The organism is Anaeromyxobacter sp. Fw109-5 (genome assembly GCF_000017505.1).
Lineage (GTDB): Bacteria > Myxococcota > Myxococcia > Myxococcales > Anaeromyxobacteraceae > Anaeromyxobacter.
This window is the reverse complement of sequence record NC_009675.1, coordinates 1745507-1765847: the sequence shown is the minus strand read 5'-3', so window position 1 is coordinate 1765847 and position 20341 is coordinate 1745507. Positions and strand designations below refer to the sequence as shown.

The following is a 20341-nucleotide window of genomic DNA, read 5'->3' as shown; positions in this document are numbered from 1 at the left end:
GTACGGGGAGGCGTCGGCCGAACCCGAAACCCGGCGTTCCGACCGACCTCGCTGGCGCCACGCCCGCTGCCGGCTACAGCGGCCGGAGCCGGAACATCCGCACGCCGACGGCCGAGCCGGCCAGCGTGAGGGCGACGAGGGGCAGGACGTGTCCGACGAGGACGTGGGAGGACACTGCCAGCGGGCACCAGAGCTCGACCATCACCGCCGCCCAGGCGCCGGCGACTGCCCCGAGCGCCGCCCCGACCGTCGCGGGGTGCCGCGGCTCCGTCCGGCCGCTGGCGTAGGCGAGGGCCGCGAAGGGCCAGGGAGCCGACAGCGAGGTGAGCGCGAAGCAGCGCCAGCCGACGCGGGTGAAGGGATCGTCGTAGGTGGTGCCCCAGAGCATCAGCCATGCGCCGACGAGCAGCGGCACGCCGATCGCGACCCCCAGGAGCAGACCGCGCGGCGGAGAGAGCATCGAGCGGCGGAACCGGACCACGAGTCCGGTGGAGACGAGGGCCACCGCCACGGTCCCGGCGAGGATCCAGGCTCCGCTCGCCTCCGGCCGGCCGGCGGCGTGAGCCACGCCTCCGACGTCGCCGAAGAGGCGCGGGGCCCACTGCAACACTGCGGACATCGCGACGGCCGCGAGGGCGGCGAGCGCGACCGTGAACGGGAGTCGATCCGTCCGGCGCGGCACCGGGCGCTGCCGGACCGCCTCCAGGACGCGAGCCTTCAGGGAGTCGGGGGGCATCATGTGCGCATTCCTCCCTCGCGCAGCTCGGGCGACTGCGCACGGGGCGCCGTGGGGCGAATCGCCCGCTCCCGCGAGTCGCCGAGCCGCCGGGCCACCGCCTCGCGGAGCGCCGCCGTGGCCCGGTGCGTGCGGATCTTCACCATGGCGCGGGTGATGCCGAGCGTCTCGGCGGTCTCGGCCACGGACAGCCCCTCGAACTTCACGAGCTCGAAGGCCGCTCGCCAGCCCGCCGGGAGCGCCGCGAAGTCGCGCTGCGCTCCGGCCTCGAGGCGCTTCCGGTGGAGCACCTCCTCCGGGGACGGGATCGTGTCCGGCTCCTCGGGATCGCGGACGCCATGCGCCCGCAGCTCCTCGCGCGAGCCGCGGCGTCCGAGATCGATGAGCAGCCGGCGGGCGATGGCGTAGGCCCAGGGCAAGACGCCGGCGCCGGGCACGAAGCGATCGCGGGCGGCATGGAGCTGGAGGAGCGTCTGCTGCACCGCGTCCTCCGCCGAGGTTCGGCTGCGGGTCCAGCGGAGGGCGAACCGGTACAGTCGCGGCGCCAGCTCGTCGTAGATCTCTTCGAACGCCGCGTCGTCGCCGCAGGCGTACCGTTCCATTGCGCGGTCGGCGCGCGACGCACCTGCGTCGACGTCGCTTCTGCCGTCGGTCATGGACAGCACCTGGTCCATCACTGCCTGCATGGAGACCTCGCTGCATGCAATACGCAGTCGGGCCCCTCCGGATACAGGCCCGGCGAACCGGGCGAGGGACCGTGGGCCCGTGGCCCTCGTCAGGACGCAGCTCGGGTCCGTCGGAAGGAGTAGAGACAGCGGGCGGGGCAAGCAGACGGGACCAGGGGCGTTGCTGCCCTCTCGAGGAGATCGGCATGTACGACGGAGCTTCCGGCTCGCACGAACGGCCCGAGCGGCCCCACCTCACGCGACGCCGGTTCATCGAGCTCACCGTCGCGGGTGGAGCGGCGGTGCTGGCCGCAGGGACGGGAGCGTCCGGAGCGCCATCGTCCGCGCGAGCGGCAGGCGCTGCCACCCGGGAGCGGGAGGCGACCTTCAGGCTCGGCGGGGATCTCCCCGTGAGCCGCCTTGGCTTCGGCGCGATGCGGATCACGGGGGAAGGCATCTGGGGTTGGCCGCCCGATCGCGATGAAGCGCGGCGAGTTCTGAAGCGCGCGGTCGCGCTCGGCGTGAACCTCATCGATACCGCTGACGCCTACGGCCCGGAGACGAGCGAGCTCCTCATCGCAGAGGCGCTGCACCCCTACCCCGAAGGCCTCGTGATCGCGACGAAGGGCGGACTGACCCGCCCTGGTCCCGACCAGTGGACGGTGAACGGGCGCCCGGATCACCTCAAGCGATGCGTCGACAGCAGCCTGAAGCGGCTGCGGCTCGAGCGGATCGACCTCTACCAGCTGCACCGGATCGATCCGAAGGTGCCGCTCGAGGATTCGCTGGGCGCGCTCAAGGAGGCGCGCGACGCCGGAAAGATCCGTCACGTGGGACTCTCCGAGGTCGGACCGGCCGAGATCGAGCGCGCGAGGAAGGTCGTGCCGATCGCGACCGTGCAGAACCAGTACAACGTGATGAACCGAAGGTGGGAACGCGCGCTTCAGCACTGCGAGCAGCAGGGGCTCGGATTCATGCCCTGGTCGCCGGTCGGTGGAGGCGGTTCCCTGAAGGGCGGAGCGCTCGAGTCCGTGGCGAAGGCACGCAAGGTCAGCGTCTATCAGCTGGCGATCGCCTGGCTCCTTCACCGTTCACCCGTGATGCTGCCGATTCCCGGGACGTCATCGCTCGCGCACCTCGAGGAGAACGTCGCGGCCAGGGAGCTCACCCTGACGGCCGAGGAGCTGAGGACCCTCGACGGCCTCGCGGGATAGTTCCCGCTCACTGCGCGAAGAGCGCGCCGCGACGTCGTGACGACGGGAGGCTCGGGCTCGGCTCGGCGCGCCGGGCGAGGCCGCTCAGGCGGCCTCGACCATCGCGGGGCGCTGGATGTGGAGGGCCTTCATGCGTGACTTGAACGTCGACGGGCTCACGTCGAGGAGCGCGGCCGCACCGCCCTCTCCTCCCACGCGCCAGCCGGACCGCGTCAGCGCCGCGATCATGTTCTCCCGCTCGAGCTGACGCAGGCGGCGCTCCGTGAGGATCTCGCCGTCGCTTCGTCCCGGGGCGGCTCGCGAGGCGGACGGGTCTCCCTGCGCGAACGCGGCGGTGGACAGCCAGCGGTCGAGGCGCAGCAGGCCGTCCGACGAGGTGATGATCGCGCGCTCGATCACGTTCCGCAGCTCGCGGACGTTCCCCGGCCACGGATGGCTGAGGAGCGCCGCGACGTCGGCCGGGCCGGGCGGCACGACCTTCTTGCCGAGGCCGCGTGCGAGCCTCTCCGCCATCGCGGTGGCGAGCAGCACCACGTCGTCCCCTCGCTCGCGGAGCGGCGGGAGATGGAGCGGGAACACGCTGAGCCGATAGTACAGATCCTCCCGGAATTGCCCCCGACGGACGGCCTCCTGCAGGTCTCGGTTCGTCGCGGCGATCACGCGGACGTCGACCCTCCGCGTCTGCGATCCTCCGACGAGCTCGAACTCGCCCTCCTGCAGCACGCGCAGGAGCTTCCCCTGGAGCTCGAGCGGCAGCTCGCCGATCTCGTCGAGGAAGATCGTCCCTCCGTCCGCCATCGCGAACCGGCCGTCGCGCCGCCGGGTCGCCCCGGTGAACGCCCCGCGCTCGTGCCCGAAGAGCTCGCTCTCGATGAGCGCGGCCGGCATCGCCGCGCAGTTCACCTTGACGAGCGGGCGGCCGCTGCGGCCGCTCCGGTCGTGGATCGCGCGCGCGAAGAGCTCCTTCCCGGTCCCGGTCTCCCCCAGCAGGAGCACCGTCGCGTCCGTGGCCGCGACCTGCGCCACGCCCTGGAGCGCTCGCCTGAGCGCCGGGCTCCGGCCCTCGATCCCGGCGCCGAGCGCCTCGGGGAGCTCGACCTCGGGGGCATCCTCGTCCATGACGGCGTGCATTCGGACCTCGCTACGCGAATTACGCAGCAGGCCAGGTCCGGTTACGGGACGAGGTCCGATCGCCAGGCGGTCATCGAGCGGCGCCGCTGCACGTCCGTTCCATGTAGATGACGCCGGGCAGTGGGTTCTCGTAGTAGGGCGGGATCTCGCGGAAGCCCATCGACGCGTAGAGCGCCCGCGCCTCCTTCATCGGCTCGAGGGTGTCGAGCCGCACCGCGCGGTAGCCCTGGCCGCCGGCCGCCTGGAGCAGCGCTTCGGCGACGAGCCGCCCCAACCCCCGGCCCCGGAAGGCGGGACGGACCCACATGCGCTTCAGCTCGCCAACGCCCCCGGCGAGGGGCCGGAGCGCGCCGCAGCCCGCAGGCGCGCCGTCCACCAGCGCCACCAGGAGCCGGCCAGCGGGTGGAGCGTAGGCGCCTGGGAGCGACGCCAGCTCGCGCTCGAACCCCTGGAAGCAGAGGTCCACGCCTATCGCGAGCTGGTACTCGCGGAAGAGGTCGCGGGCCACGTCGAGGAGCGGAGGAGCGCTCGCGTCGGCCAGCTCGATCACGACGCGATGGTAGCCCTCGCCGCGGGGCGGCGCCACCGTGCGCCCGCCGCGGCCTCCTCTCCGTGGAGCGCATCCGAGCCGCTGCGGGCGGCAGGCCTACTCACGGTAGGTGATGAAGGCCGCCTGCGTTCCACACGTCCGCATAGCCGGCCTTCTTGAGCAGCCGGACCGCCATCGCGCTCCGGCTGCCCGAGGCGCAGTAGACGACCACCGGGCGGTCCTTCGGGATCCGGTGAAGCTTGCCGGAGAGAACCTGGAGCGGCAGGTTGAGCGCGCCGCGGTACGCCCCGCCTCGAAACTCCGCCTCCGAGCGCACGTCCACGACGGTCGCGCCCGCCTTGATCTTCTCCGCGACGACGGCTGCGGGGGCGCGCCGCGCGAGCAAGAACTTGAGCAGCAGGACCGCGGCGACGGCCGCGATGATGAGGGTGGTCGGGTCGAACGTCACGGCGGATCCTCCGGGGTCGCCGTGGTCAGAGCCGCGGGGTGGGTTCGAGGGTTCGGGGTCCTGCGCCGGGACGCTCCGGGAGCGGTTGGCGTCCAGCCAGCTGGCGCCCAGCCGGGTCGAGCGGACCACCCAGTGAGGGCGGCCCTCGCTCGCGCCGCGCGGGCGCGGCGGGGACGTCCGCTTCGACGAGCAGTTCGTTGCTCCACAAACAATCCACAACGCCGCCGCACCGGCGAGCGCCGGGAGCTCTTGTGCGAGAGGCTCCAGGGACGGTGGCGACCCGGGCTGGGTCGGCAATTCACAATCCCATAGGTCCGGACCGACCCTCGTGCGTCACCGTGCGCCGGGGTGGGAGCGGCGGGCCCGAAGTACGCCGGTGCTCACCGTGTCGCCCGCCGCACGCGGGCAGCGCAGGTAGCAGAGCGCTCCCAGAGCTCTCGCCGCCGCGTGGCACGTCTTCACCCGCTCCCGAGCCGCGACGGAGCGGCCCCATCGAGACCGGCGAGGCGTGTAATCACGGCCAAGCGCGCTGGACCGTCCTCCAGAACGCCGGTGCCGTCGCCGGCAGGAGGAGAGTTCATGGTGCGTACGCCGTCTCTAACGGCCTTTTCGCTCGCCCTCGCGTCCGCCGCCCTCGCGGAGGACCTCCGCGTGGATCCCGACACGGGGAACAACACGTTCACCGCGGTCTTCGACGCCAAGCTCGGGGAGCGGATCACCGCCCAGAGCGCCGCGGTCGCCTGCGACCTGCGCTACGAGGAGAAGACCGGCCTCGCCTCCGGTCGCTGCTCGGTCCCCCTCACGAGCATCAAGGTGGACAACGAGGACACCAAGACCGAGCACTTTCAGCAGTGGGTCACGAACAAGAAGACCGATCCGGGGGAATGCCGGTTCGTGGCCTCGTTCGACCGCGTGAAGATCGGGGCGCTCGCCCCCGAGCGGCCGGTGTCCTTCACGGGCGAGATCCCGTTCACCGTCTGCGGGAGGGCGCCCATCGACGGCCGCAAGGAGAAGGTGAACGGCACCGCCTTCCTCTTTCCCGCCGGCGCATACGGCGACAAGAAGACCGTCCGCATCCGCGCCACGATCGCGGGCTTCGACCGCGACGCCTACCAGATCGGCCCGAAGCACACGGAGGGCTGGCTCGCCCGAGTCCAATCCCTCGCGCAGGTCGTCGCCGAGGAGGGGACGATCGAGCTCTCGCTGTTCGCCACGGCCGACGGCGCCGAGAGCGCCAGGAAGTGAGTGATCTCACCCCGGAGCCGCGCGAGCGGCCCTGCTCACCGCAGCACCAACCAGCAGCGCCACGAAAGGAAGCACCATGATCCGTGAAGCCATGAAGGGCGCGGTCATCGCGTCCACCGTGTTCTCCCTGTTCGCGTCCGGCACCGCGCTCGCAAGCGAGAAGGCCGCCCAGCGGGAGAAGGAGAGCGCGAAGGTCGTGAAGTGCGCCGGCGTCAACTCCTGCAAGGGGAAGGGCTTCACCGAGGAGAAGAGCGAGAAGGCGTGCGTCGACAAGGGCGGCAAGGTCCTCGCTGCCAGCATGTGATCCGGAGCGGGGCCGGCGCCGTCAGGTGCGCCGGCCCCGAGCTTTCATGGCTTTCACGCGCAGGCTTCTCGGCCACGGCGTCGGACTCCGCGCAAAGCACTTCGCGGAGCACCTCGCGGTCGAGCCACCGGTCGACTGGGTCGAGGCGATCAGCGAGAACTTCATGGCGCCGGGTGGGCGTCCGCTGGCGGTGCTGGAGAAGGTCCGCCGCGACGTGCCCGTGGTGCTGCACGGGGTGTCGCTCTCCATCGGGTCGACCGACCCGCTCTCGGAGCGGTATCTCGCCCTGCTGACGGACCTCACGAGCCGCATCGAGCCCGCCTGGATCTCCGATCACCTCTGCTGGGGGTCGCACGGCGGCAGGTACGCGCACGACCTCTGGCCGCTGCCGTACACCGAGGAGGCGCTGCGGCACGTCGTCAGGCGCATCCTCCGCGTCCAGGAGGTGCTCGGCCGTCAGCTCCTGCTCGAGAACGTCTCGTCGTACGTCGCGTTCCGAGCGTCCGAGATGCCGGAATGGGAATTCCTGGCCGAGGTCGCTCGCCGCGCCGACTGCGGCATCCTGCTCGACGTGAACAACGTCTACGTCTCCGCCCGGAACCACGGCTTCGATCCATACGCGTACCTGGCGGCCCTCCCAGCGAGCCGGATCGGACAGATCCACCTCGCCGGACACTCCGACAAGGGCCGGTACCTGCTCGACACGCACGGCGAGGAGGTCCCCGCCGCCGTGTGGGAGCTCTACGCCGAGACGGTGCGTCGCTTCGGGCGAATCTCCACGCTGATCGAGTGGGACGACCACGTTCCACCGCTCGGGCGGCTCGTGCAGGAGAGCCGGCGCGCCGCGGAGGTGGAGGCGGCCGCGCTCGCCGCCTTGCAGCAGGGAGCCCTGCCATGACGCTCGCCGAGGCCCAGACCGCGTTCCACGCGCTCGCGACACACGCCCCCGCCCCGCCGCGGACCGCCGACGAGCTCCTCGTCGGCACCGGCGACCTGCCCGCCACCGAGCGGATGGAGATCTACGCGAACATGTACCTGTGGCGACTCGCCGACGCGCTCCGCGAGGACTTTCCCAACGCGGCCGCCTTGCTCGGTGACGAGCGCTTTCTCGCGCTCGCCGAGGCGTACGCTCGCGAGCACCCATCGGATCACCCCGACCTCGGGCAGTTCGGCCGCCACCTCCCCGCGTTCCTGCGCGCCTTCCAGCCGTCGAGCCGCGACGACCTCGCCGACCTCGCCACGCTCGAGTGGGCGCGGTCGGAGGTGTTCTTCGAGGCTCCAGCTCAATCGGCCACGCACGCGGGCTTCGAGGCGCTCGGGCCCGACACGTTCCTCGGCGCGAGGCTCGAGCTGATCCCCGCCGTCCGGTTGCTGATCCTCGACCACGACGCGGCCGCGGTGTGGCGGCGGCTCGAGGACGGCGACCCGCCCCTCCCGCCGGCGACGGTCGTGACCGCCATCGCCGTCTGGCGGCGTGGCTACGAGGTGTTCCACGCCCGGATCGACCTCGACGAGGCGCACGCGCTCGAGGCCGCGCTCGCCGACGAGCCGCTCGTGCGCGTCTGCGCCTGGTTCGAGGACCGCGAAGACCCAGCCGCCGCGGCCTTCGCGGCGCTGTCGTCCTGGACCGACGAGGGCTGGCTCGCCGCAATCCACGCCTGATGCAGCCAGAGAGCGCCCCGGCGATTCCGGGGCGCTCCCCCAGCCGCGAACAGCGGACGCATCGTGTGCGCCGACACGCAGTAGCCGCACCCGTTCAGCTCGGAGACGTGGAGGTTCAGCACCTCCACCTCCCTCCGGGAGAGCGCGCCCCTGGCGAGGGCGTCTTGCAGCGCGAGGACGCCCTGGAGCGCCGCCGGCGAGCGGGCGATGGTGGCGTAGAGGTTCGGTACCGACCCCAGCGCCTCCTTCAGGCTCTCGAGCATCGGCCGTGAGGCGTCGGGGGCGTCGGTGATCGTGACGGGTGCAATGCGGGTTGCCATCGGGACCTCTCTGCGTCTTGGAGCATGAGCGCTCCCGACGAGAGGTCTCGAGCGGAGCCGGCATTTCGCGCAGCGCCTGTGGAGGGTCTGCCGTCGCGCAGGCGCTATCGAGAGCCGCGCGTGCCCTTCCAGCTGTCGAAGCGCCGGAGGAGCTCCTGCTCGAGCTCGGGGGACATCTCCGGCGGAGGCAGCTCGCCGAGCGCGGCGGCGGTCGCCTTCACCTGCCGGACATAACGGCGGCAGCTCCGGCACATGCCGATGTGCATGCGGAACCGCATCCGATCCATGAAGGAGAGGTTCCCCTCCGCATAGTCGGTGACGAGCTCCGTGATCTCCTGGCACGTCAGCATCAGCGCTCGCCTCGCATGTGCGCCTCGATCGCCTGCCTGACGCGCGTCCGAGCGCGGTGGAGGAGCACCCTCTGGTTCGTCACGGTGAGACCCAGGAGATTACAGATCTCCTCCGTCTCGAGGCCATCCTCGTCGCGGAGCACGAGCACGGCACGCTGGGCGGGCGGCAGCCCCGCGACGGCCGATTCCATCACGCCGCGGGTCTCGGCCTCGAGCGCAAGCCGCTCGGGCGTCTCGTCCGTCCAGCCCACCGGTGGATCGCGCCACATCCCTGCGGCGTCGAACCGGTCTGGGTCGACCGCGCGGTCGTCACCGCCGGTCTCGGCGAGCGCCGAGAACGGGATGCTCCGGCCCTCCCTGCTCGCCCGCGTCCGGGCTTGGTTCGCGAGGATCCGGTAGAGCCACGTCTTGAAGGAGGCCCGCCCCTCGAACCCGTCGAGGCCCTCGAGGACGGCCATCCAGGTTTCCTGGACGACCTCCTCCGCCACCGAGCTCGCCCTGACGAACACGCGCGCGAAGCGGAGCAGCGCGCCGCCGTGTCGCCGCACGAGGGCGCCGAACGCCGTCCGGTCGCCGGTCCGGACGAGCGCCACCAGCTCGGAGTCGCCGAGCCCGTTCACGTGCCCTTCGCCGGCACCACCCGCATCTGTCGCGCTCCGCATCGGAGTCGGTCGATGTTGCCGGCTTTCGCGAGGCCTCGCCATGGGAAACAGGTCAGAACGGCCGAGCGGACGGCGCGTCACGAGACCAGACATTGCAGGAGCGCCTTCTTCGCCCGGTGGAGGAGCACCGCGACGCGGCCGGGCACGAGCCCGAGTTGCCGGGCGGTCTCGATCCCCGACAGCTCCTCGAGCATCCGAAGCCGCACGACCCGGCGTTGGGTCTCCGTCAGCCGGTCCACGCAGCCGAGGAGCCGGACGTGCTCCTCCGCCCGCGCGATCGCCTCATCCACCGAGACGTCGCCGGCCGCGAGCGGACTCTCGTCGCCGAGCGGCTCGTGAGGTGCCGCGCGATGGTGACGCCGCCGCAGGTTGCGAGCCGCGTTCCGAACCAGCGTTCCGAGAAGCACGGCCGCATCCTTCGGCAGCATCTCCACGAGCGACCGGGCGTGCGGCAGGAGCAGGAAGGTCTGGAACGCCTCCTGGACGGCGTCGAGCGCGTCCTCTGGCCCGAGCCCCTCGTTTCGAGCGACGGCGGCGAGCCCACGCGAGTGCACGCGGGCGAGCGTCGAGACCCAAGGGAGAAAGGAGCTCTCCGAGTCGAGCCCACCGTTCGGAGCAGGAGTCAACGCCTCGGTCATACGCGGCCGTCCAGCGAGCCCCTCGGAAATTACGGCTCCGTCCGGCCGCCCCGAAGGGTCGCCGGGCGGGCGGGGTCGCGTCGCGTAATGGACGGCACCCTCGGCGACTCCACCCCGGCGAGCGGCAAGGGCGCCGCGTCGTCCAGATGAATGTCGCCCCGGGCGATGATCCGGTGGAAGGTCGCCTCCAAGATGCCGCGGCTCCGCCTCGGCGCTCGAAATGGCTGCGCTCGCGATCAGGACATCGCCACGGGCCACCAGGCCAGCCTTGCCACGCAGGGTGGCGGGTCGTAGGAGAAACGCCATGAGCTCCTGCTGCTCGGGTGAGAGTTGCGCGATCGCGAGGACGCGCGCGAGCGGCGAGAAGGCCTGCCCGCGCTGCGGCGAGGTGGGTCGGGTCGTCGGCGACGAGACCATCCAGACGATCCTGAAGCCGGGTCACGCCGAAGGCTTGCTCGCCGTCGAGCGCCGCTTCTGCAAGACGGCTGGGTGCTCGGTCCTCTACTACGGCGCCGACGGGCGCGTCGTCGAGAAGGAAGCGGCCTCCGTGCGCGTCGGAGTGAAGGAGACCGACGACCCGGCGCCGCTCTGCTACTGCTTCGGCTTCTCCCGGGCGGACGTCCGGCGCCAGGTGGCCGAGCGCGGGGACTCGGACATCCCGGCGCGCATCACCGCCGAGGTTCGGGCGGGACGCTGCTCGTGCGAGGTGACGAACCCCTCGGGCACGTGCTGCCTCGGCGACGTGAACGAGGCCGTGGCGGAGGCCGTGAAGGCTCTCTCGCGCTAGGATCGCCGCGTGAACGAGCTCGCTCCCACCCTCGCCGACTTCGCGCGCCCAGTCCTCCAGCCGCTCGCCGACGACACGCCGCTCACGCGCCGGCGAGAAGCGCTCGGGCTCGCCGTGTTGGTCTGGAACGCCGTCATCCTCGATCGGAACGGCGGCGACCACGTCGCGACGCTCCTCGAGCAGCTCGCGCGCGTCCCCGGGCCGGGCGGTAGCATCCTCCGGCAGCTCGCCGAGGACCTCGTCGCGCGGAAGGAGGACCGGTTCCCCGACGACCTTCGGATCGTCGCGCGCTGGGCGCTCACGGAGGTGGCGCCCGGTCAGCTCTCGCTCGAGGTCGAGGGCGCGCCGGTCGCCTGACGCGGTTGAGCGTCCGGGATCCCGACCGTTCCCCCCACAATGCTACGCGTCCCCCGGCCCCTCGCCCACGCGACCGGTGAGCCGCGGTGTCCACCTGACCGGCCGCGTGCTGGCGACCCCCTCCCCGAGCGGCCTCGGCTGCGTCGCGCGGTAGCGGTTAGGATTGGGCGGCAGGAGTGCGCCATGGAACGAACTTATCGGGGCAGCTGCCACTGCGGGGCGGTCCGCTTCGAGGCTGATGTCGACCTGGATCAGGGGATACGCAAGTGCAACTGCAGCTTCTGCTGGAAGCTCGGCTATCGAAAGGCGCTCGTACGGTACGAGGCGGTCCGCGTCGTCTCCGACAAGGAGGCGATGCGTGAATACCGGCCGACCCCGTCCTTCTGGCCGCCCGGCGACGTCAACCACTACTACTGCCCCACCTGCGGAGCGCACCCGTTCTCGCGCGGCTACCTGGAGAAGGAGATGGGCGGAAGCTTCTGGGCGGTGAACGTCGCCTGCCTCGACGACGTGACGGAGGAGGCGCTGGCCGCCGCGCCCGTGATCTTCGAGGACGGCAAGCGCGACCGGCAGGACCGCGCCCCAGCGGTCACGAGCTACCTGTGAGGCGTGTCGGGCGGGGGCTCGCCGGGGTCCCAGGGCAACGGGCGAAATCCCGCCCTGCCGACGTGCAGCTCCCACGCGGCGCCGTTATGCGCCGGCCTGCCGTTGTTTGCGGCGGCAGGAGGCGCCGTGGCGCTCCGTGACGAGGGCGACGGGCTCGGGACGTCGGAGGGGACCGTCCGGGAGGGCGGCGCTGCGGTGACGGCGCTCCTCGCGCAGCTCGCAGCGGCCTCGAGCGACGAGCCGCCTCCGTCGCTGACCCCGGGCACACACGTCGGACGCTACGAGATCATCCGCCTCCTCGGGCGCGGCGGGTTCGGCTTCGTCTACGAGGCGCACGACACCGACCTCCACCGGCTGGTCGCCCTCAAGGTGCTGAACCCGTCGCGCGTGCGCCGTTCCGGGGTTCCGAGCGAGGGGGAAGCCGCTGCGCGGCTCACGCACCCGAACATCGCCGCCCTCCACGACGCCGGCACGGTCGGCGGAGCGCCGTACCTCGTGTACGAGCTCCTGCACGGGGAGACGCTCGAGAGCCGTCTCGCCCGCGGACCGCTCCGCGCGACCGATGCGGTCTCCGTGGCGATCGGCATCGCGGGCGCCCTCGCGCACGCGCACGCCCAGGGCGTCGTACACCGCGACCTCAAGCCCGCGAACGTGTTCCTCACCGCCGACGGCGACGTGAAGGTGCTCGACTTCGGGATCGCCCTGCTCTTCGGGCGCGAGGGGCCGTCGGGCGGCACCCCCACGTACATGGCGCCCGAGCAGCGCCGGGGCGAGCCGGAGGACGCGCGCACCGATCTGTACGCGCTGGGCCTCGTGCTGGCGGAGATGATCACGGGCGCCCGAGCAGGCTCCACCCCCGCTGCGGATCGTCGCATCCCGGCGCCCACGCGCCGCGTCATGGCCGCCCTCCTCGCGGAGGATCCCGCGGCGCGTCCGCGGAGCGCGCGGACCGCGATCGCCGCGCTCGAGGGCGCGCGGCGTGCGGCGGGCGCGCCCCGGAAGGCGAGGCGCCGCGCGCTCGTCGTGCTGGCCGGGCTGGCGATGGTCAGCGCGCTCGCTGCGACGCTCCTCCTGCGCGACCGTCCTCCGCGACGGGCGAGCGCCGCGCCGTCGGCGCCGTCCATCGCGGTCATGCCGTTCGCGGATCTCAGCCCCGAGAAGGACCAGGAGTACTTCTCCGACGGGCTGGCGGAGGAGATCCTGAACGCGCTCGCGCGCATCGAGGGCCTGCACGTGGCGGGTCGCACCTCCTCGTTCTCGTTCAAGGGGAAGACCGACGACGTCGCTGCGATCGCCGCGAAGCTGCACGTCACCTCGCTCCTCGAGGGCAGCGTCCGGAAGGCGGGCTCCCGGGTGCGCATCACTGCCCAGCTCCTGGACACGAAGAACGGGTACCACCTCTGGTCGCAAACCTACGATCGCGAGCTGACGGATGTGTTCGTGGTGCAGGAGGACATCGCGCGCTCGGTCGTCGAGGCGCTCCGCGCGAAGCTCGTGCCGGCCGCGACCGCGCGGATCTCCGCGCGGGGCACCGCGAACGCGGCGGCCTACGATCACTACCTGATCGGACGGGAGCTCCGGCGGCACCCCTCGCCGGGAAGCTGGCGCCGCGCGATCGCCGCCTTCGAGCGCGCCGTCGCCCTCGACCCCGGGTACGCGTCCGGCTGGGCGGAGCTCGGCAACGCGTGGTTCTGGTACGCGAACGAGCGCTCACGCATCGAGGAGGTAGACGACGGCAAGCGCCGTGCGGCGGAGGCGGTCGAGCGCGCCATCGCGCTCGCGCCGACGCTCGGCGAGGCGTACGCCGTCCGCGGCACGATCCGCGCGGCCGAGCAGCGCTGGTCCGAGGCGCTCGCCGACATGGACCGCGCGGTGTCGCTCAACCCGGGGAGCGCCGACGTCTACTGGCTTCGGGGGCAGTTCCTGCTGGGGCCGCTCGGACGGTATGACGCCGCGGTCGAGGACATGCGCCGGACCGCGGACCTCGATCCGCTCTGGCCGCTCGCCTGGGGCGGGCTGGGCGCGGCGCTCCTCGCCCGCGACGAGCGGGCCGAGGCGCTGCGAATGTTCGAGCGCGCGGTCGAGCTCAACCCGGGCGCGGACATCGGCCGCCACATGATCGTGGTGACGCTCCTGCTCGACGGGCGCGCCGCCGAGGCGATCCCGCTCCTCGAGCGGCCGCGGAGCCCGTGGCGGCTGCAGGACGAGGCGCTCGTGTACCACGCGCTCGGCGACCGGCCGCGCTCGCAGCGCGCGCTCGACGCGCTCATCGCCGAGGCCGCGGGGGCGGCGGCGTTCCAGATCGCCGAGGTCTACGCGTGGCGTGGCGAGCGCGCCCGAGCGTTCTACTGGCTGGACCGCGCGTTCGCGCAGCGCGACGCCGGCGTCAGCGACCTGCTCGCGTCCCCGCTGCTCGAGGCCGTCCGTGATGACCGGCGCTACGCGGCCGCCGTCGCCCGGCTGAAGCTGCCACCCCGGTGAGCGCGGCACCGGGACGAGAGGCCCGCAGGCCGACCCGTGGCAGCTCTCTCCGAGGGAAGACGCGGAGAACGCAGCACCGCGATACGCCGCAGGTGGGCCGCGCCTACCGGTCGTCGCTCCGCTTGATCATCCCGCCGATGGTAGCGCGACACGGAATGTCAGCTCTGTTGTCGAGCCTGGTCTCCTCGTGGATCGAGCGAACCGGCATGGCGCCGCGTCGCCGCTAGGAGATCGTCATGCTGCGCAAGAACGAGAAGAAGGCGCTGTGCGCGATGAGCGAAGAGGACCTGGCCTCCGTCAACGGAGCGATCGACAAGAGCTGGGCGTCGGGGGTGTTCTACACTCTCGGGAGCATGAGCAACGACCGGACCGTGAAGGCGTTCTTCAGCGGAGCGATCCGGGGCGTGAACAAGTCCTAGACTGGGCTGGGACGACACGAGCATCGGCTACGACGGCGGCCCCGGTATCCGGTTCCACCGTCCCAGGGGCGCGTCACATCCCCGATGGTCTGCGCGAACGCGCTGACCATCGGTAAGTCCTCGCCGCGCCCCGTCTCGATGTGATCGGCGGCGCGGCGTCGGGCTACTTAGGCGGCGGGCTCAGCAGCGTGCGAGCTCGAGCGACCCTGAAGCGCTTCCGGCCGCCACGGGATCCTCTCGTCGTTCCGCCGAGAGGTCCGTGTCGCTCGTGGATTGAGTTACGGAAGATCGTCGTCTCGTCCTGTCTTCCCGACAGCGTAAGGGTCGTCCGGGTCGCGACGGGTGGCCGACCGAGAGAAGTCGCTCTCCGTGCCGCGCGTGTGTTCGCCCTCGACTTCCACGCGTTCCTTGCGGATGTCGGCCTCGGCGGCTCGCTGCTCAGTGACGCGCTCCTTCCGCAGCCGGACCTCTTCCTTCACGACCGGGCGCTTGCGTATCTCGACCTCCTCCTCGCGAATCGGCATCGAGACCGTCTCCTCCTCGAACGCCTTCTCGCCCGGAAGCGCATCGCGTCGCTCGCCCAGCGGAGTTCGCTCGACGTGGACCTCCTCGCGGGTGACGGGCACCTCGATGTGCTTCGTCTCGGTCACGACGTCCTTGCGCAGCCGCACCTCACCCGCCTCGCGGTCGCGCTTGACCACGTCCAGCTCTTCCTCTGCAACAGGGACGCGGATGTCGTCCGTCCGCTCGGTGATCGAGGAGGCGCCGGTGCTCCGACCGTACTCGTACGCACCGCTCTCCCGCATCCGGGTGAACGTCTCCTTGGTGATGGCCAGGCGAATGTCGTCGCCGGTCACCGCCGCGACGTCGTCGTAGCTCGCGACATAGTCCTTCGGGAAGAAGAAGCCCTTCTCGATGGTGAACGTCGACGCCTCGCAGGACAGCACCTTGCCCAGCCTCTCCCCGTCCGAGCTGAAGACGGTCATTCCTTCTCGTACGCTGTTTCGATCATGCATCATGGAAATTTCCCCCTTTAGTATTGAAGATAGACGTATTGAAGATAGGCGTCCCCGCGAACGCGGCCTGCATCGGCGTCGGGTCGACGGACGTGCTGGCTAGCGCCGCCGATCCTCGCGGCAAGCGGCTCGACGGAAGCGGCCGGCGTCTTCGTGCAGCTGCTGGTGTTGAACGCCGCCAGGGGCGATCACACCCGCTCGCCTGCATTCGTTCGAGGACGCGGAGGCAAGCCGCGCGGACGCGCTGCGAGGTTGGGCCGGCGTCGCGGACGCCCGGACAAATCACGCGGCGACCCGGTCATGGCCGCGCACTGTGGCCGGCTCCTAGCTTCCACTCGGCAATCACGCCACCTCACCCGCAAGGAGAAGGTCATGACCGCCGCATCCACCGCCACCGCTGGCCAGGAGCACGCCGGGCGGTCGCACGTTCAGTGGCACTCCGACGGTCTCGGGGGGAAGCACTCATGAGCCACGCAGCTACGGCAGTCCGCCCGAGGTCCACCGAAGCTGTGCTCCGGAATCATCTTCGCGCCGCCACGGTGGGCGTGGACGCGGTCATGCAGGACTACACGGATCGGTCCGTACTGATCACGCATGACGCCACCTACTGCGGGCTGCCCGAGATCCGGCGCTTCTTCACCGCGCTCTTCAGCGAGTTGCCCGCAGGGTTCTTCGACGCGATGAAGATCAACCGTCAGGAGATCATCGGCGAGGTTGCGTACATCCTCTGGGAGAGAAGGCCGATCGTCTCCCGGGCCACCGATACGTTCGTCGTGCGGAACGGGACGATTCTGTTCCAGACCTTCACGTCCGCAAGCAGCGACTGACCCTCACGCCGCAGGGAGCGCGAGGCGAGCGTGGCCCTCAAAGACGAGACGGCCGCCTTCGGGCGGTCGGCCTCTGCGGCCGACCATGTTGCTGGGGGCTTCGAGGAGCGTTTGGCGACCTCCCCGCGAGCGAGCCCGCGAGGCTCCGGCGTCCGATCGGGCCGACTCGGCCGCCACTCGCCACCTTGAGGCTCTACTCCACGAGGAAGGACGCAAATGGCACGCATGAACGAGGGGACGAACACGCTGGCGCAGGTACTCCTGTGGCTCGCGATCATCGGGGCGCTGAACTGGGGCCTCGTCGGGATCTTCAACTGGGACCTCGTGCGCGCCGTGTTCGGCAACGACCCGGCAACGGACGCGAGCGGGTTTGCGCGGGTCGTGTACGCGCTCGTGGGGCTGGCGGGCCTCGGCCTCGCAGTCCTCGCGCCGCGCCTCCGGGCCGTGCGCACGGCGCCCGACGTCACGGCGCACCGGGCGGAGGTCCGCGCGTAGTCGAGCTCGTTGCTGCGACCGCGACCCAACCCAGAGACACGAAAGCCCCGGTCACCTCTCGGCGACCGGGGCTTCGGATGGTTGCGGGGGCGTCCATCTGTCCTGGAGTCACCCCGCCGATCAGTGGTCGCGCGGTGCGCCGATGCAGCAGTGGCTCACGGTCGTGCAGCGGAGGTCGGCGACAACGGAAGACGAATCGCGCAGCAGAGGCCTCACGCCCTCTCCCGGGAACCTCGCGGGCGGCAACATCATCGCCCTAGAGTGCCTTTCCATTGATGACCTGGATATCTAGCGAGAGCACATCAAGGTCATGAACGCAGCCGAGGTTGACCCGATAGTCCCCCGATCTTGCGGGTCCTTGATAGTCGGATGGCACGGAGGCCACCGTGCTGAACGGAAATATGCCGCAGGTGCGGCAGAAGAAGTGGTTCACGTTCTTGCCCCCGAACTGATGCAGGGCTAGGCGCTCTTCACCTTCCACCTCGACATCCGATGGGCGGAAGTAGTTCGAGGACATGACCGCCCCTTTGCGGATGCAGATGGAGCAGTTGCATCTTCGGCCGCTCGTGATCTCCTCGCAAGTGAACGTGAAACGGATGGCCCCACAATGGCAACTGGCACTGTAGGTTCTCGGTGTCGTCATGTTCGTTCCTCGTCCCGCGACCAAGGATCTCGTCGCGTGCACGCCCTGTCGTCCGAACCCCACGCCCGCGTCGTTGATCCGTTCCAGGGGCTCTGACGCGCGCCCACCGAGAACGTCGTTGCGCTCGCCCAGCCGCGAGCCAGCCCGCCAGTACCATGACGCGTCGGCCACCGCCCTGGAGACGCTAGGGCAGTCAGCCTTCGGCGGCGACCCAGCCGCGTGCAATCGGCCGCCGCGCAACAAACGGTTCACCGCGTTCGCGTCGAACGAATCCGGGTCGAAGTGCCCGCCGACCCAGGTGACCATCTGGTCGTGCTCGTCATGCTTCGGGTCCGCGAGCGCCGAGATGAGCTCCTCGTAGCCGAAGGCGCCTCCGCAGTCCTCGGGGGGACACGCGCGCGCACCCGCGATGCACACCGGGTACGAAAGGCGGCGGTCACGGCTGGTCACGTCCTCGACCTCCACCACGTGCTCCCAGTCGTCGCCGTAGTCGTACCGGTACACGAGTCTCGCGCCCTTCCTGGGGAGCACGCTCGTGACCCGCACCCGGCGCTCGTCCTCGAGCTCGGGGCTGTCCTCCTCGATCCCGACCATACCGATGCGCCTGCCGGCGATCTCGAAGCAGTGCAGGTGCGAGTTCGTCCAGCCCATCGCGTCCTGCAGGGCGTCGTGCAGCTTCGCGAGCGTCACGTCCGCGGGGACGAGCAGCCGACGCCAGACCGGGGGTTCGACCTCGGTCAACGTCACCTTGAGTTGCAGGATCTGGTCTGCCTTCGAGCGAGCCACCCTCGGTCACCGGTCTCGACGCCGGACGGACCGCGCAACTGGATTGCCCGCGGGATGCGCGGGAGCGTGCGCGCGTGCCACGAGTCGCCCGCGGGGCATGCGCTGCTGGGCGTCCCAGAGATCGACGGCGACCTGGAGGTTGAGCCACAGCTCGGGCGTGGTGCCGAGAGCGCGAGAGAGCAGGATCGCCGTCTCCGCCGTCACCGCCCTGCGCCCCGCGATGATGCCGTTCACACGCTGGATCGGGACACCCATCTTCGCCGCGAGCGCGACCTGTGTGATCCCCGCCGGCTTGAGGTACTCCTCGAGCAGCATCTCGCCGGGAGGCGTCGGCCGGCGCTTCATCGTCGCAGTGGTCAGCATGGTTTCCTCCTCGGTGATAATCGACGAGCTGGACCTGCGACGCCTGGCCCGCCTGGAACTTGAACACGATGCGGAACTGGTCGTTCACCCGGATGCTGTAGAAGCCGGCCAGGCGCCCTTTCAGCTTCTCGAGTCGGTTTCCGGGCGGGACCGCAAGATCCCGAACGTCTGCGGCCGCCCCGATGAGGTCGAGCTTTCGCCGGGCGACGGCGCGCACGTCGGCGCCGAAGCGCCGCGCCGCCCGTGACTCGACCCCGATGTGAACGTACCGCGTCGCCTCATCGGCGTACCCCGATGATCACGTATCTTGACTAGCGCTTGTCGGCTTGAACGTCGCGCGTTCAAGCCGAGCGCACGACTCACGTTGCGCGACGCCTGCGCGTCCTCGCTCCAGAACGCCCCGACGACGCGGGGCGCGGCTCGCTGGCGCTGGAGACCTCGTGCCGGATCTCGTCCGAGGCGGGCGGCCTCCGCACCCTCGCGCCATTCCCGTCGTCGACGAAGTCCAGCTGGGGTCGTCCGCCGGATCTTCCAGCTCTACGCCGAGAGCCACGGTCTAAAGCAGATCACTTCCCTCCTGAACGAGGAGGGCGTGCCCGCGCCGTACGACGACGCCTACCGGAAGCAAGGCGGTCGAGGCTGGGGACCCGGCACGATCCGCTTCATGCTCAAGAACGAGCGGTACATCGGCCGGTCCGTCTGGAAGGAGCGCATGTGGGTGACGGACCCCGCGACCGGCGCGCGAACGTACCGGATGCGCGGCGAGGACGAGTGCGTCACGACCGAGCAGTCGCATCTCGCCATCGTCTCCAAGGAACTCTGGGATCGCGTCCAGGCGCGGTTCGCCGAGCGCAAGGTCGCCAAGGGCCGCGCTCGCGGGAGCGGCAGCAACGGCCACCTGCTCACGGGTCTCCTCCGCTGCGGCGAATGTGGAAGCACGATGCGCGTCGTCAGCGTGAAGTGGAAGGCCGGACGCGCGTACGCGAACTTCGGCTGCTCTGCCCCCCACAGGAAGGGCGCCGCGATCTGCGGGAACGGCCTCGTCATCTCCGAGCGGAAGCTCAACCGCGCCGTCATCGAAGAGCTGCGGAAGCTCCTCGCCTCGAAGGAGATCCAGACCCGGTTCGTCGACGGGTTCACGAAGCGGCTCCAGCACAAGAGCCCGCGGACGATCGCAAGCGCCGCGCTCGAGGCGGAGGTGAAGGCGCAGGAAGCCCGTGTCCGGAACGTCACCGCCGCGATCGCCAGGTCTGGGTTCTCGGAGGCGCTCGCGGAACAGCTCGGCCTGGAGGAAGAGACCATGCGGTCCGACCACAACGCGGTGAAGCCGGCGGTGGTGCTCAAGATCGAGAACGGCGCCGGCCACTACGTGGCGACCATCGTCAGCGAGTCGCCGCGAAGCTCCCCGCAGGCGACCGGCCGGCCGCGATCCCCGACCCTGACGCCGTGGCGCGGTTCCTCGAGAAGGTCCTCGAGATCGCCGAGAGCGCACCGAAGCGGGCGAGCATGTCGCTGTCCCGCATCCTCGTGCCGATCACCCTCGTCCCCGTGAAAGATCCCGACGGAACGAGGCGCTACGAGGCGCGCGGGGCCCTAAATACGAACCCGGCCGTCCTTTCGGACGGCCGGGCCGGGT

24 protein-coding genes and 2 pseudogenes are annotated in these 20341 nt (G+C 70.9%); 13 read left to right on the top strand and 13 right to left on the bottom strand.

Annotated elements, in window-relative coordinates; translation table 11 throughout:
- Positions 1 to 73 precede the first annotated feature (73 nt).
- Positions 74 to 739 (bottom strand): NrsF family protein, encoded by a 666-nt coding sequence (locus ANAE109_RS07965; protein WP_143827926.1) that lies wholly within the window; start codon positions 737 to 739, stop codon positions 74 to 76.
- Positions 736 to 1422, bottom strand: a complete 687-nt coding sequence (locus tag ANAE109_RS07960) for an RNA polymerase sigma factor (RefSeq protein WP_011985875.1) — start codon at positions 1420 to 1422, stop codon at positions 736 to 738. Before ANAE109_RS07960 ends, ANAE109_RS07965 begins: the two co-directional genes overlap by 4 nt.
- 281 nt (positions 1423 to 1703) lie before the next feature.
- Between ANAE109_RS07960 and ANAE109_RS07955 the strand changes: the two genes are divergently transcribed.
- Entirely contained in the window at positions 1704 to 2615 is a 912-nt protein-coding gene (locus tag ANAE109_RS07955) for an aldo/keto reductase (protein WP_234945326.1), read from the top strand.
- Positions 2616 to 2699: 84 nt separating this feature from the next.
- On the opposite strand, the gene ANAE109_RS07950 is transcribed toward ANAE109_RS07955, so the two are convergent.
- From ANAE109_RS07950 to ANAE109_RS07940, 3 genes are all read right to left on the bottom strand, one after another.
- Positions 2700 to 3746 carry a sigma-54-dependent Fis family transcriptional regulator gene (locus ANAE109_RS07950; protein ID WP_011985873.1) on the bottom strand — a complete coding sequence of 349 codons (1047 nt, stop codon included), beginning with the start codon at positions 3744 to 3746 and terminating at the stop codon, positions 2700 to 2702.
- A 70-nt stretch (positions 3747 to 3816) separates the two neighbouring features.
- Positions 3817 to 4296, bottom strand: a complete 480-nt coding sequence (locus ANAE109_RS07945) for a GNAT family N-acetyltransferase (RefSeq protein ID WP_041448972.1) — start codon at positions 4294 to 4296, stop codon at positions 3817 to 3819.
- 100 nt (positions 4297 to 4396) lie between these two features.
- The gene (locus tag ANAE109_RS07940; RefSeq protein ID WP_041448200.1) at positions 4397 to 4744 is read right to left on the bottom strand and encodes a rhodanese-like domain-containing protein; all 348 of its coding nucleotides are present in this window, start codon (positions 4742 to 4744) and stop codon (positions 4397 to 4399) included.
- A gap of 579 nt (positions 4745 to 5323) precedes the next feature.
- Here ANAE109_RS07940 and ANAE109_RS07935 point away from each other — a divergent pair.
- The 4 genes from ANAE109_RS07935 (at position 5324) to ANAE109_RS23335 (ending at position 7955) form a co-directional block, all read left to right on the top strand.
- Complete coding sequence (locus ANAE109_RS07935; RefSeq protein ID WP_011985870.1) at positions 5324 to 5989, top strand: hypothetical protein; 666 nt, start codon at positions 5324 to 5326, stop codon at positions 5987 to 5989.
- Positions 5990 to 6065: 76 nt separating this feature from the next.
- Complete coding sequence (locus tag ANAE109_RS07930) at positions 6066 to 6293, top strand: hypothetical protein (RefSeq protein ID WP_011985869.1); 228 nt, start codon at positions 6066 to 6068, stop codon at positions 6291 to 6293.
- Between the two features lie 46 nt (positions 6294 to 6339).
- A complete protein-coding gene (locus ANAE109_RS07925) occupies positions 6340 to 7191 on the top strand; it encodes a DUF692 domain-containing protein (RefSeq protein WP_011985868.1) in 852 nt (283 codons plus the stop codon).
- Complete coding sequence (locus ANAE109_RS23335) at positions 7188 to 7955, top strand: DNA-binding domain-containing protein (protein WP_011985867.1); 768 nt, start codon at positions 7188 to 7190, stop codon at positions 7953 to 7955. The genes ANAE109_RS07925 and ANAE109_RS23335 overlap by 4 nt, the downstream gene beginning before the upstream one ends.
- A 65-nt stretch (positions 7956 to 8020) precedes the next feature.
- Here ANAE109_RS23335 and ANAE109_RS26145 read toward each other — a convergent pair.
- The 4 genes and pseudogenes from ANAE109_RS26145 to ANAE109_RS07905 all read right to left on the bottom strand — a co-directional run.
- Positions 8021 to 8218, bottom strand: a pseudogene (locus ANAE109_RS26145) (carboxymuconolactone decarboxylase family protein); the annotation flags it as partial.
- A 161-nt stretch (positions 8219 to 8379) separates the two neighbouring features.
- Positions 8380 to 8625 (bottom strand): anti-sigma factor, encoded by a 246-nt coding sequence (locus ANAE109_RS07915; protein WP_011985866.1) that lies wholly within the window; start codon positions 8623 to 8625, stop codon positions 8380 to 8382.
- Complete coding sequence (locus ANAE109_RS07910) at positions 8625 to 9245, bottom strand: RNA polymerase sigma factor (RefSeq protein WP_041448198.1); 621 nt, start codon at positions 9243 to 9245, stop codon at positions 8625 to 8627. Before ANAE109_RS07910 ends, ANAE109_RS07915 begins: the two co-directional genes overlap by 1 nt.
- A 119-nt stretch (positions 9246 to 9364) precedes the next feature.
- On the bottom strand, positions 9365 to 9841 hold the full coding sequence (locus tag ANAE109_RS07905) for a sigma-70 family RNA polymerase sigma factor (RefSeq protein WP_234945273.1): 477 nt from the start codon (positions 9839 to 9841) through the stop codon (positions 9365 to 9367).
- Positions 9842 to 10229: 388 nt separating this feature from the next.
- Here ANAE109_RS07905 and ANAE109_RS07900 point away from each other — a divergent pair, with 388 nt between their 5' ends.
- The 5 genes from ANAE109_RS07900 to ANAE109_RS07880 all read left to right on the top strand — a co-directional run bounded on the left by ANAE109_RS07900 (position 10230) and on the right by ANAE109_RS07880 (position 14575).
- The gene (locus ANAE109_RS07900) at positions 10230 to 10712 is read left to right on the top strand and encodes a copper chaperone Copz family protein (RefSeq protein ID WP_011985863.1); all 483 of its coding nucleotides are present in this window, start codon (positions 10230 to 10232) and stop codon (positions 10710 to 10712) included.
- 9 nt (positions 10713 to 10721) lie between these two features.
- A complete protein-coding gene (locus ANAE109_RS07895; protein ID WP_011985862.1) occupies positions 10722 to 11069 on the top strand; it encodes a hypothetical protein in 348 nt (115 codons plus the stop codon).
- A gap of 183 nt (positions 11070 to 11252) precedes the next feature.
- Positions 11253 to 11675 carry a GFA family protein gene (locus tag ANAE109_RS07890; RefSeq protein ID WP_011985861.1) on the top strand — a complete coding sequence of 141 codons (423 nt, stop codon included), beginning with the start codon at positions 11253 to 11255 and terminating at the stop codon, positions 11673 to 11675.
- Positions 11676 to 11801: 126 nt separating this feature from the next.
- A complete protein-coding gene (locus ANAE109_RS07885) occupies positions 11802 to 14156 on the top strand; it encodes a protein kinase (RefSeq protein WP_011985860.1) in 2355 nt (784 codons plus the stop codon).
- A gap of 236 nt (positions 14157 to 14392) precedes the next feature.
- On the top strand, positions 14393 to 14575 hold the full coding sequence (locus tag ANAE109_RS07880) for a hypothetical protein (protein WP_041448197.1): 183 nt from the start codon (positions 14393 to 14395) through the stop codon (positions 14573 to 14575).
- 278 nt (positions 14576 to 14853) lie between these two features.
- Here the strand turns inward: ANAE109_RS07880 and ANAE109_RS07875 are convergent, their stop codons facing one another.
- On the bottom strand, positions 14854 to 15561 hold the full coding sequence (locus ANAE109_RS07875) for a YsnF/AvaK domain-containing protein (RefSeq protein ID WP_234945272.1): 708 nt from the start codon (positions 15559 to 15561) through the stop codon (positions 14854 to 14856).
- A 587-nt stretch (positions 15562 to 16148) separates the two neighbouring features.
- On the opposite strand from ANAE109_RS07875, the gene ANAE109_RS07870 reads away from it, so the two are divergent.
- Positions 16149 to 16418, top strand: a complete 270-nt coding sequence (locus ANAE109_RS07870; protein WP_143827925.1) for a nuclear transport factor 2 family protein — start codon at positions 16149 to 16151, stop codon at positions 16416 to 16418.
- Between the two features lie 216 nt (positions 16419 to 16634).
- Positions 16635 to 16913, top strand: a complete 279-nt coding sequence (locus ANAE109_RS07865; protein ID WP_011985856.1) for a DUF378 domain-containing protein — start codon at positions 16635 to 16637, stop codon at positions 16911 to 16913.
- Positions 16914 to 17169: 256 nt separating this feature from the next.
- On the opposite strand, the gene ANAE109_RS25250 is transcribed toward ANAE109_RS07865, so the two are convergent.
- The 3 genes and pseudogenes from ANAE109_RS25250 to ANAE109_RS26140 all read right to left on the bottom strand — a co-directional run.
- Positions 17170 to 18342, bottom strand: coding sequence for a GFA family protein (locus ANAE109_RS25250; protein WP_011985855.1), 1173 nt, complete (start codon positions 18340 to 18342; stop codon positions 17170 to 17172).
- A gap of 6 nt (positions 18343 to 18348) precedes the next feature.
- The gene (locus ANAE109_RS07855; RefSeq protein WP_011985854.1) at positions 18349 to 18705 is read right to left on the bottom strand and encodes a HigA family addiction module antitoxin; all 357 of its coding nucleotides are present in this window, start codon (positions 18703 to 18705) and stop codon (positions 18349 to 18351) included.
- A gap of 73 nt (positions 18706 to 18778) precedes the next feature.
- A pseudogene (locus ANAE109_RS26140) lies at positions 18779 to 18922 on the bottom strand (type II toxin-antitoxin system RelE/ParE family toxin); the annotation flags it as partial.
- A 90-nt stretch (positions 18923 to 19012) separates the two neighbouring features.
- Between ANAE109_RS26140 and ANAE109_RS07845 the strand changes: the two are divergent.
- Positions 19013 to 20257, top strand: a complete 1245-nt coding sequence (locus tag ANAE109_RS07845) for a recombinase family protein (protein ID WP_011985853.1) — start codon at positions 19013 to 19015, stop codon at positions 20255 to 20257.
- Positions 20258 to 20341 lie beyond the last annotated feature (84 nt).

Excerpts from the sequence above, each read along its gene's own strand:
- ANAE109_RS07965 (WP_143827926.1), bottom strand. The coding sequence starts at position 739 with ATGATGCCCCCCGACTCCCTGAAGGCTCGCGTCCTGGAGGCGGTCCGG.
- ANAE109_RS07960 (WP_011985875.1), bottom strand. The coding sequence starts at position 1,422 with ATGCAGGCAGTGATGGACCAGGTGCTGTCCATGACCGACGGCAGAAGC.
- ANAE109_RS07950 (WP_011985873.1), bottom strand. The coding sequence starts at position 3,746 with ATGCACGCCGTCATGGACGAGGATGCCCCCGAGGTCGAGCTCCCCGAG.
- ANAE109_RS07935 (WP_011985870.1), top strand. The coding sequence starts at position 5,324 with ATGGTGCGTACGCCGTCTCTAACGGCCTTTTCGCTCGCCCTCGCGTCC.
- ANAE109_RS07930 (WP_011985869.1), top strand. The coding sequence starts at position 6,066 with ATGATCCGTGAAGCCATGAAGGGCGCGGTCATCGCGTCCACCGTGTTC.
- ANAE109_RS07925 (WP_011985868.1), top strand. The coding sequence starts at position 6,340 with ATGGCTTTCACGCGCAGGCTTCTCGGCCACGGCGTCGGACTCCGCGCA.
- ANAE109_RS23335 (WP_011985867.1), top strand. The coding sequence starts at position 7,188 with ATGACGCTCGCCGAGGCCCAGACCGCGTTCCACGCGCTCGCGACACAC.
- ANAE109_RS07915 (WP_011985866.1), bottom strand. The coding sequence starts at position 8,625 with ATGCTGACGTGCCAGGAGATCACGGAGCTCGTCACCGACTATGCGGAG.
- ANAE109_RS07900 (WP_011985863.1), top strand. The coding sequence starts at position 10,230 with ATGAGCTCCTGCTGCTCGGGTGAGAGTTGCGCGATCGCGAGGACGCGC.
- ANAE109_RS07890 (WP_011985861.1), top strand. The coding sequence starts at position 11,253 with ATGGAACGAACTTATCGGGGCAGCTGCCACTGCGGGGCGGTCCGCTTC.
- ANAE109_RS07880 (WP_041448197.1), top strand. The coding sequence starts at position 14,393 with ATGCTGCGCAAGAACGAGAAGAAGGCGCTGTGCGCGATGAGCGAAGAG.
- ANAE109_RS07875 (WP_234945272.1), bottom strand. The coding sequence starts at position 15,561 with ATGACCGTCTTCAGCTCGGACGGGGAGAGGCTGGGCAAGGTGCTGTCC.
- ANAE109_RS07870 (WP_143827925.1), top strand. The coding sequence starts at position 16,149 with ATGCAGGACTACACGGATCGGTCCGTACTGATCACGCATGACGCCACC.
- ANAE109_RS07865 (WP_011985856.1), top strand. The coding sequence starts at position 16,635 with ATGGCACGCATGAACGAGGGGACGAACACGCTGGCGCAGGTACTCCTG.
- ANAE109_RS07855 (WP_011985854.1), bottom strand. The coding sequence starts at position 18,705 with ATGCTGACCACTGCGACGATGAAGCGCCGGCCGACGCCTCCCGGCGAG.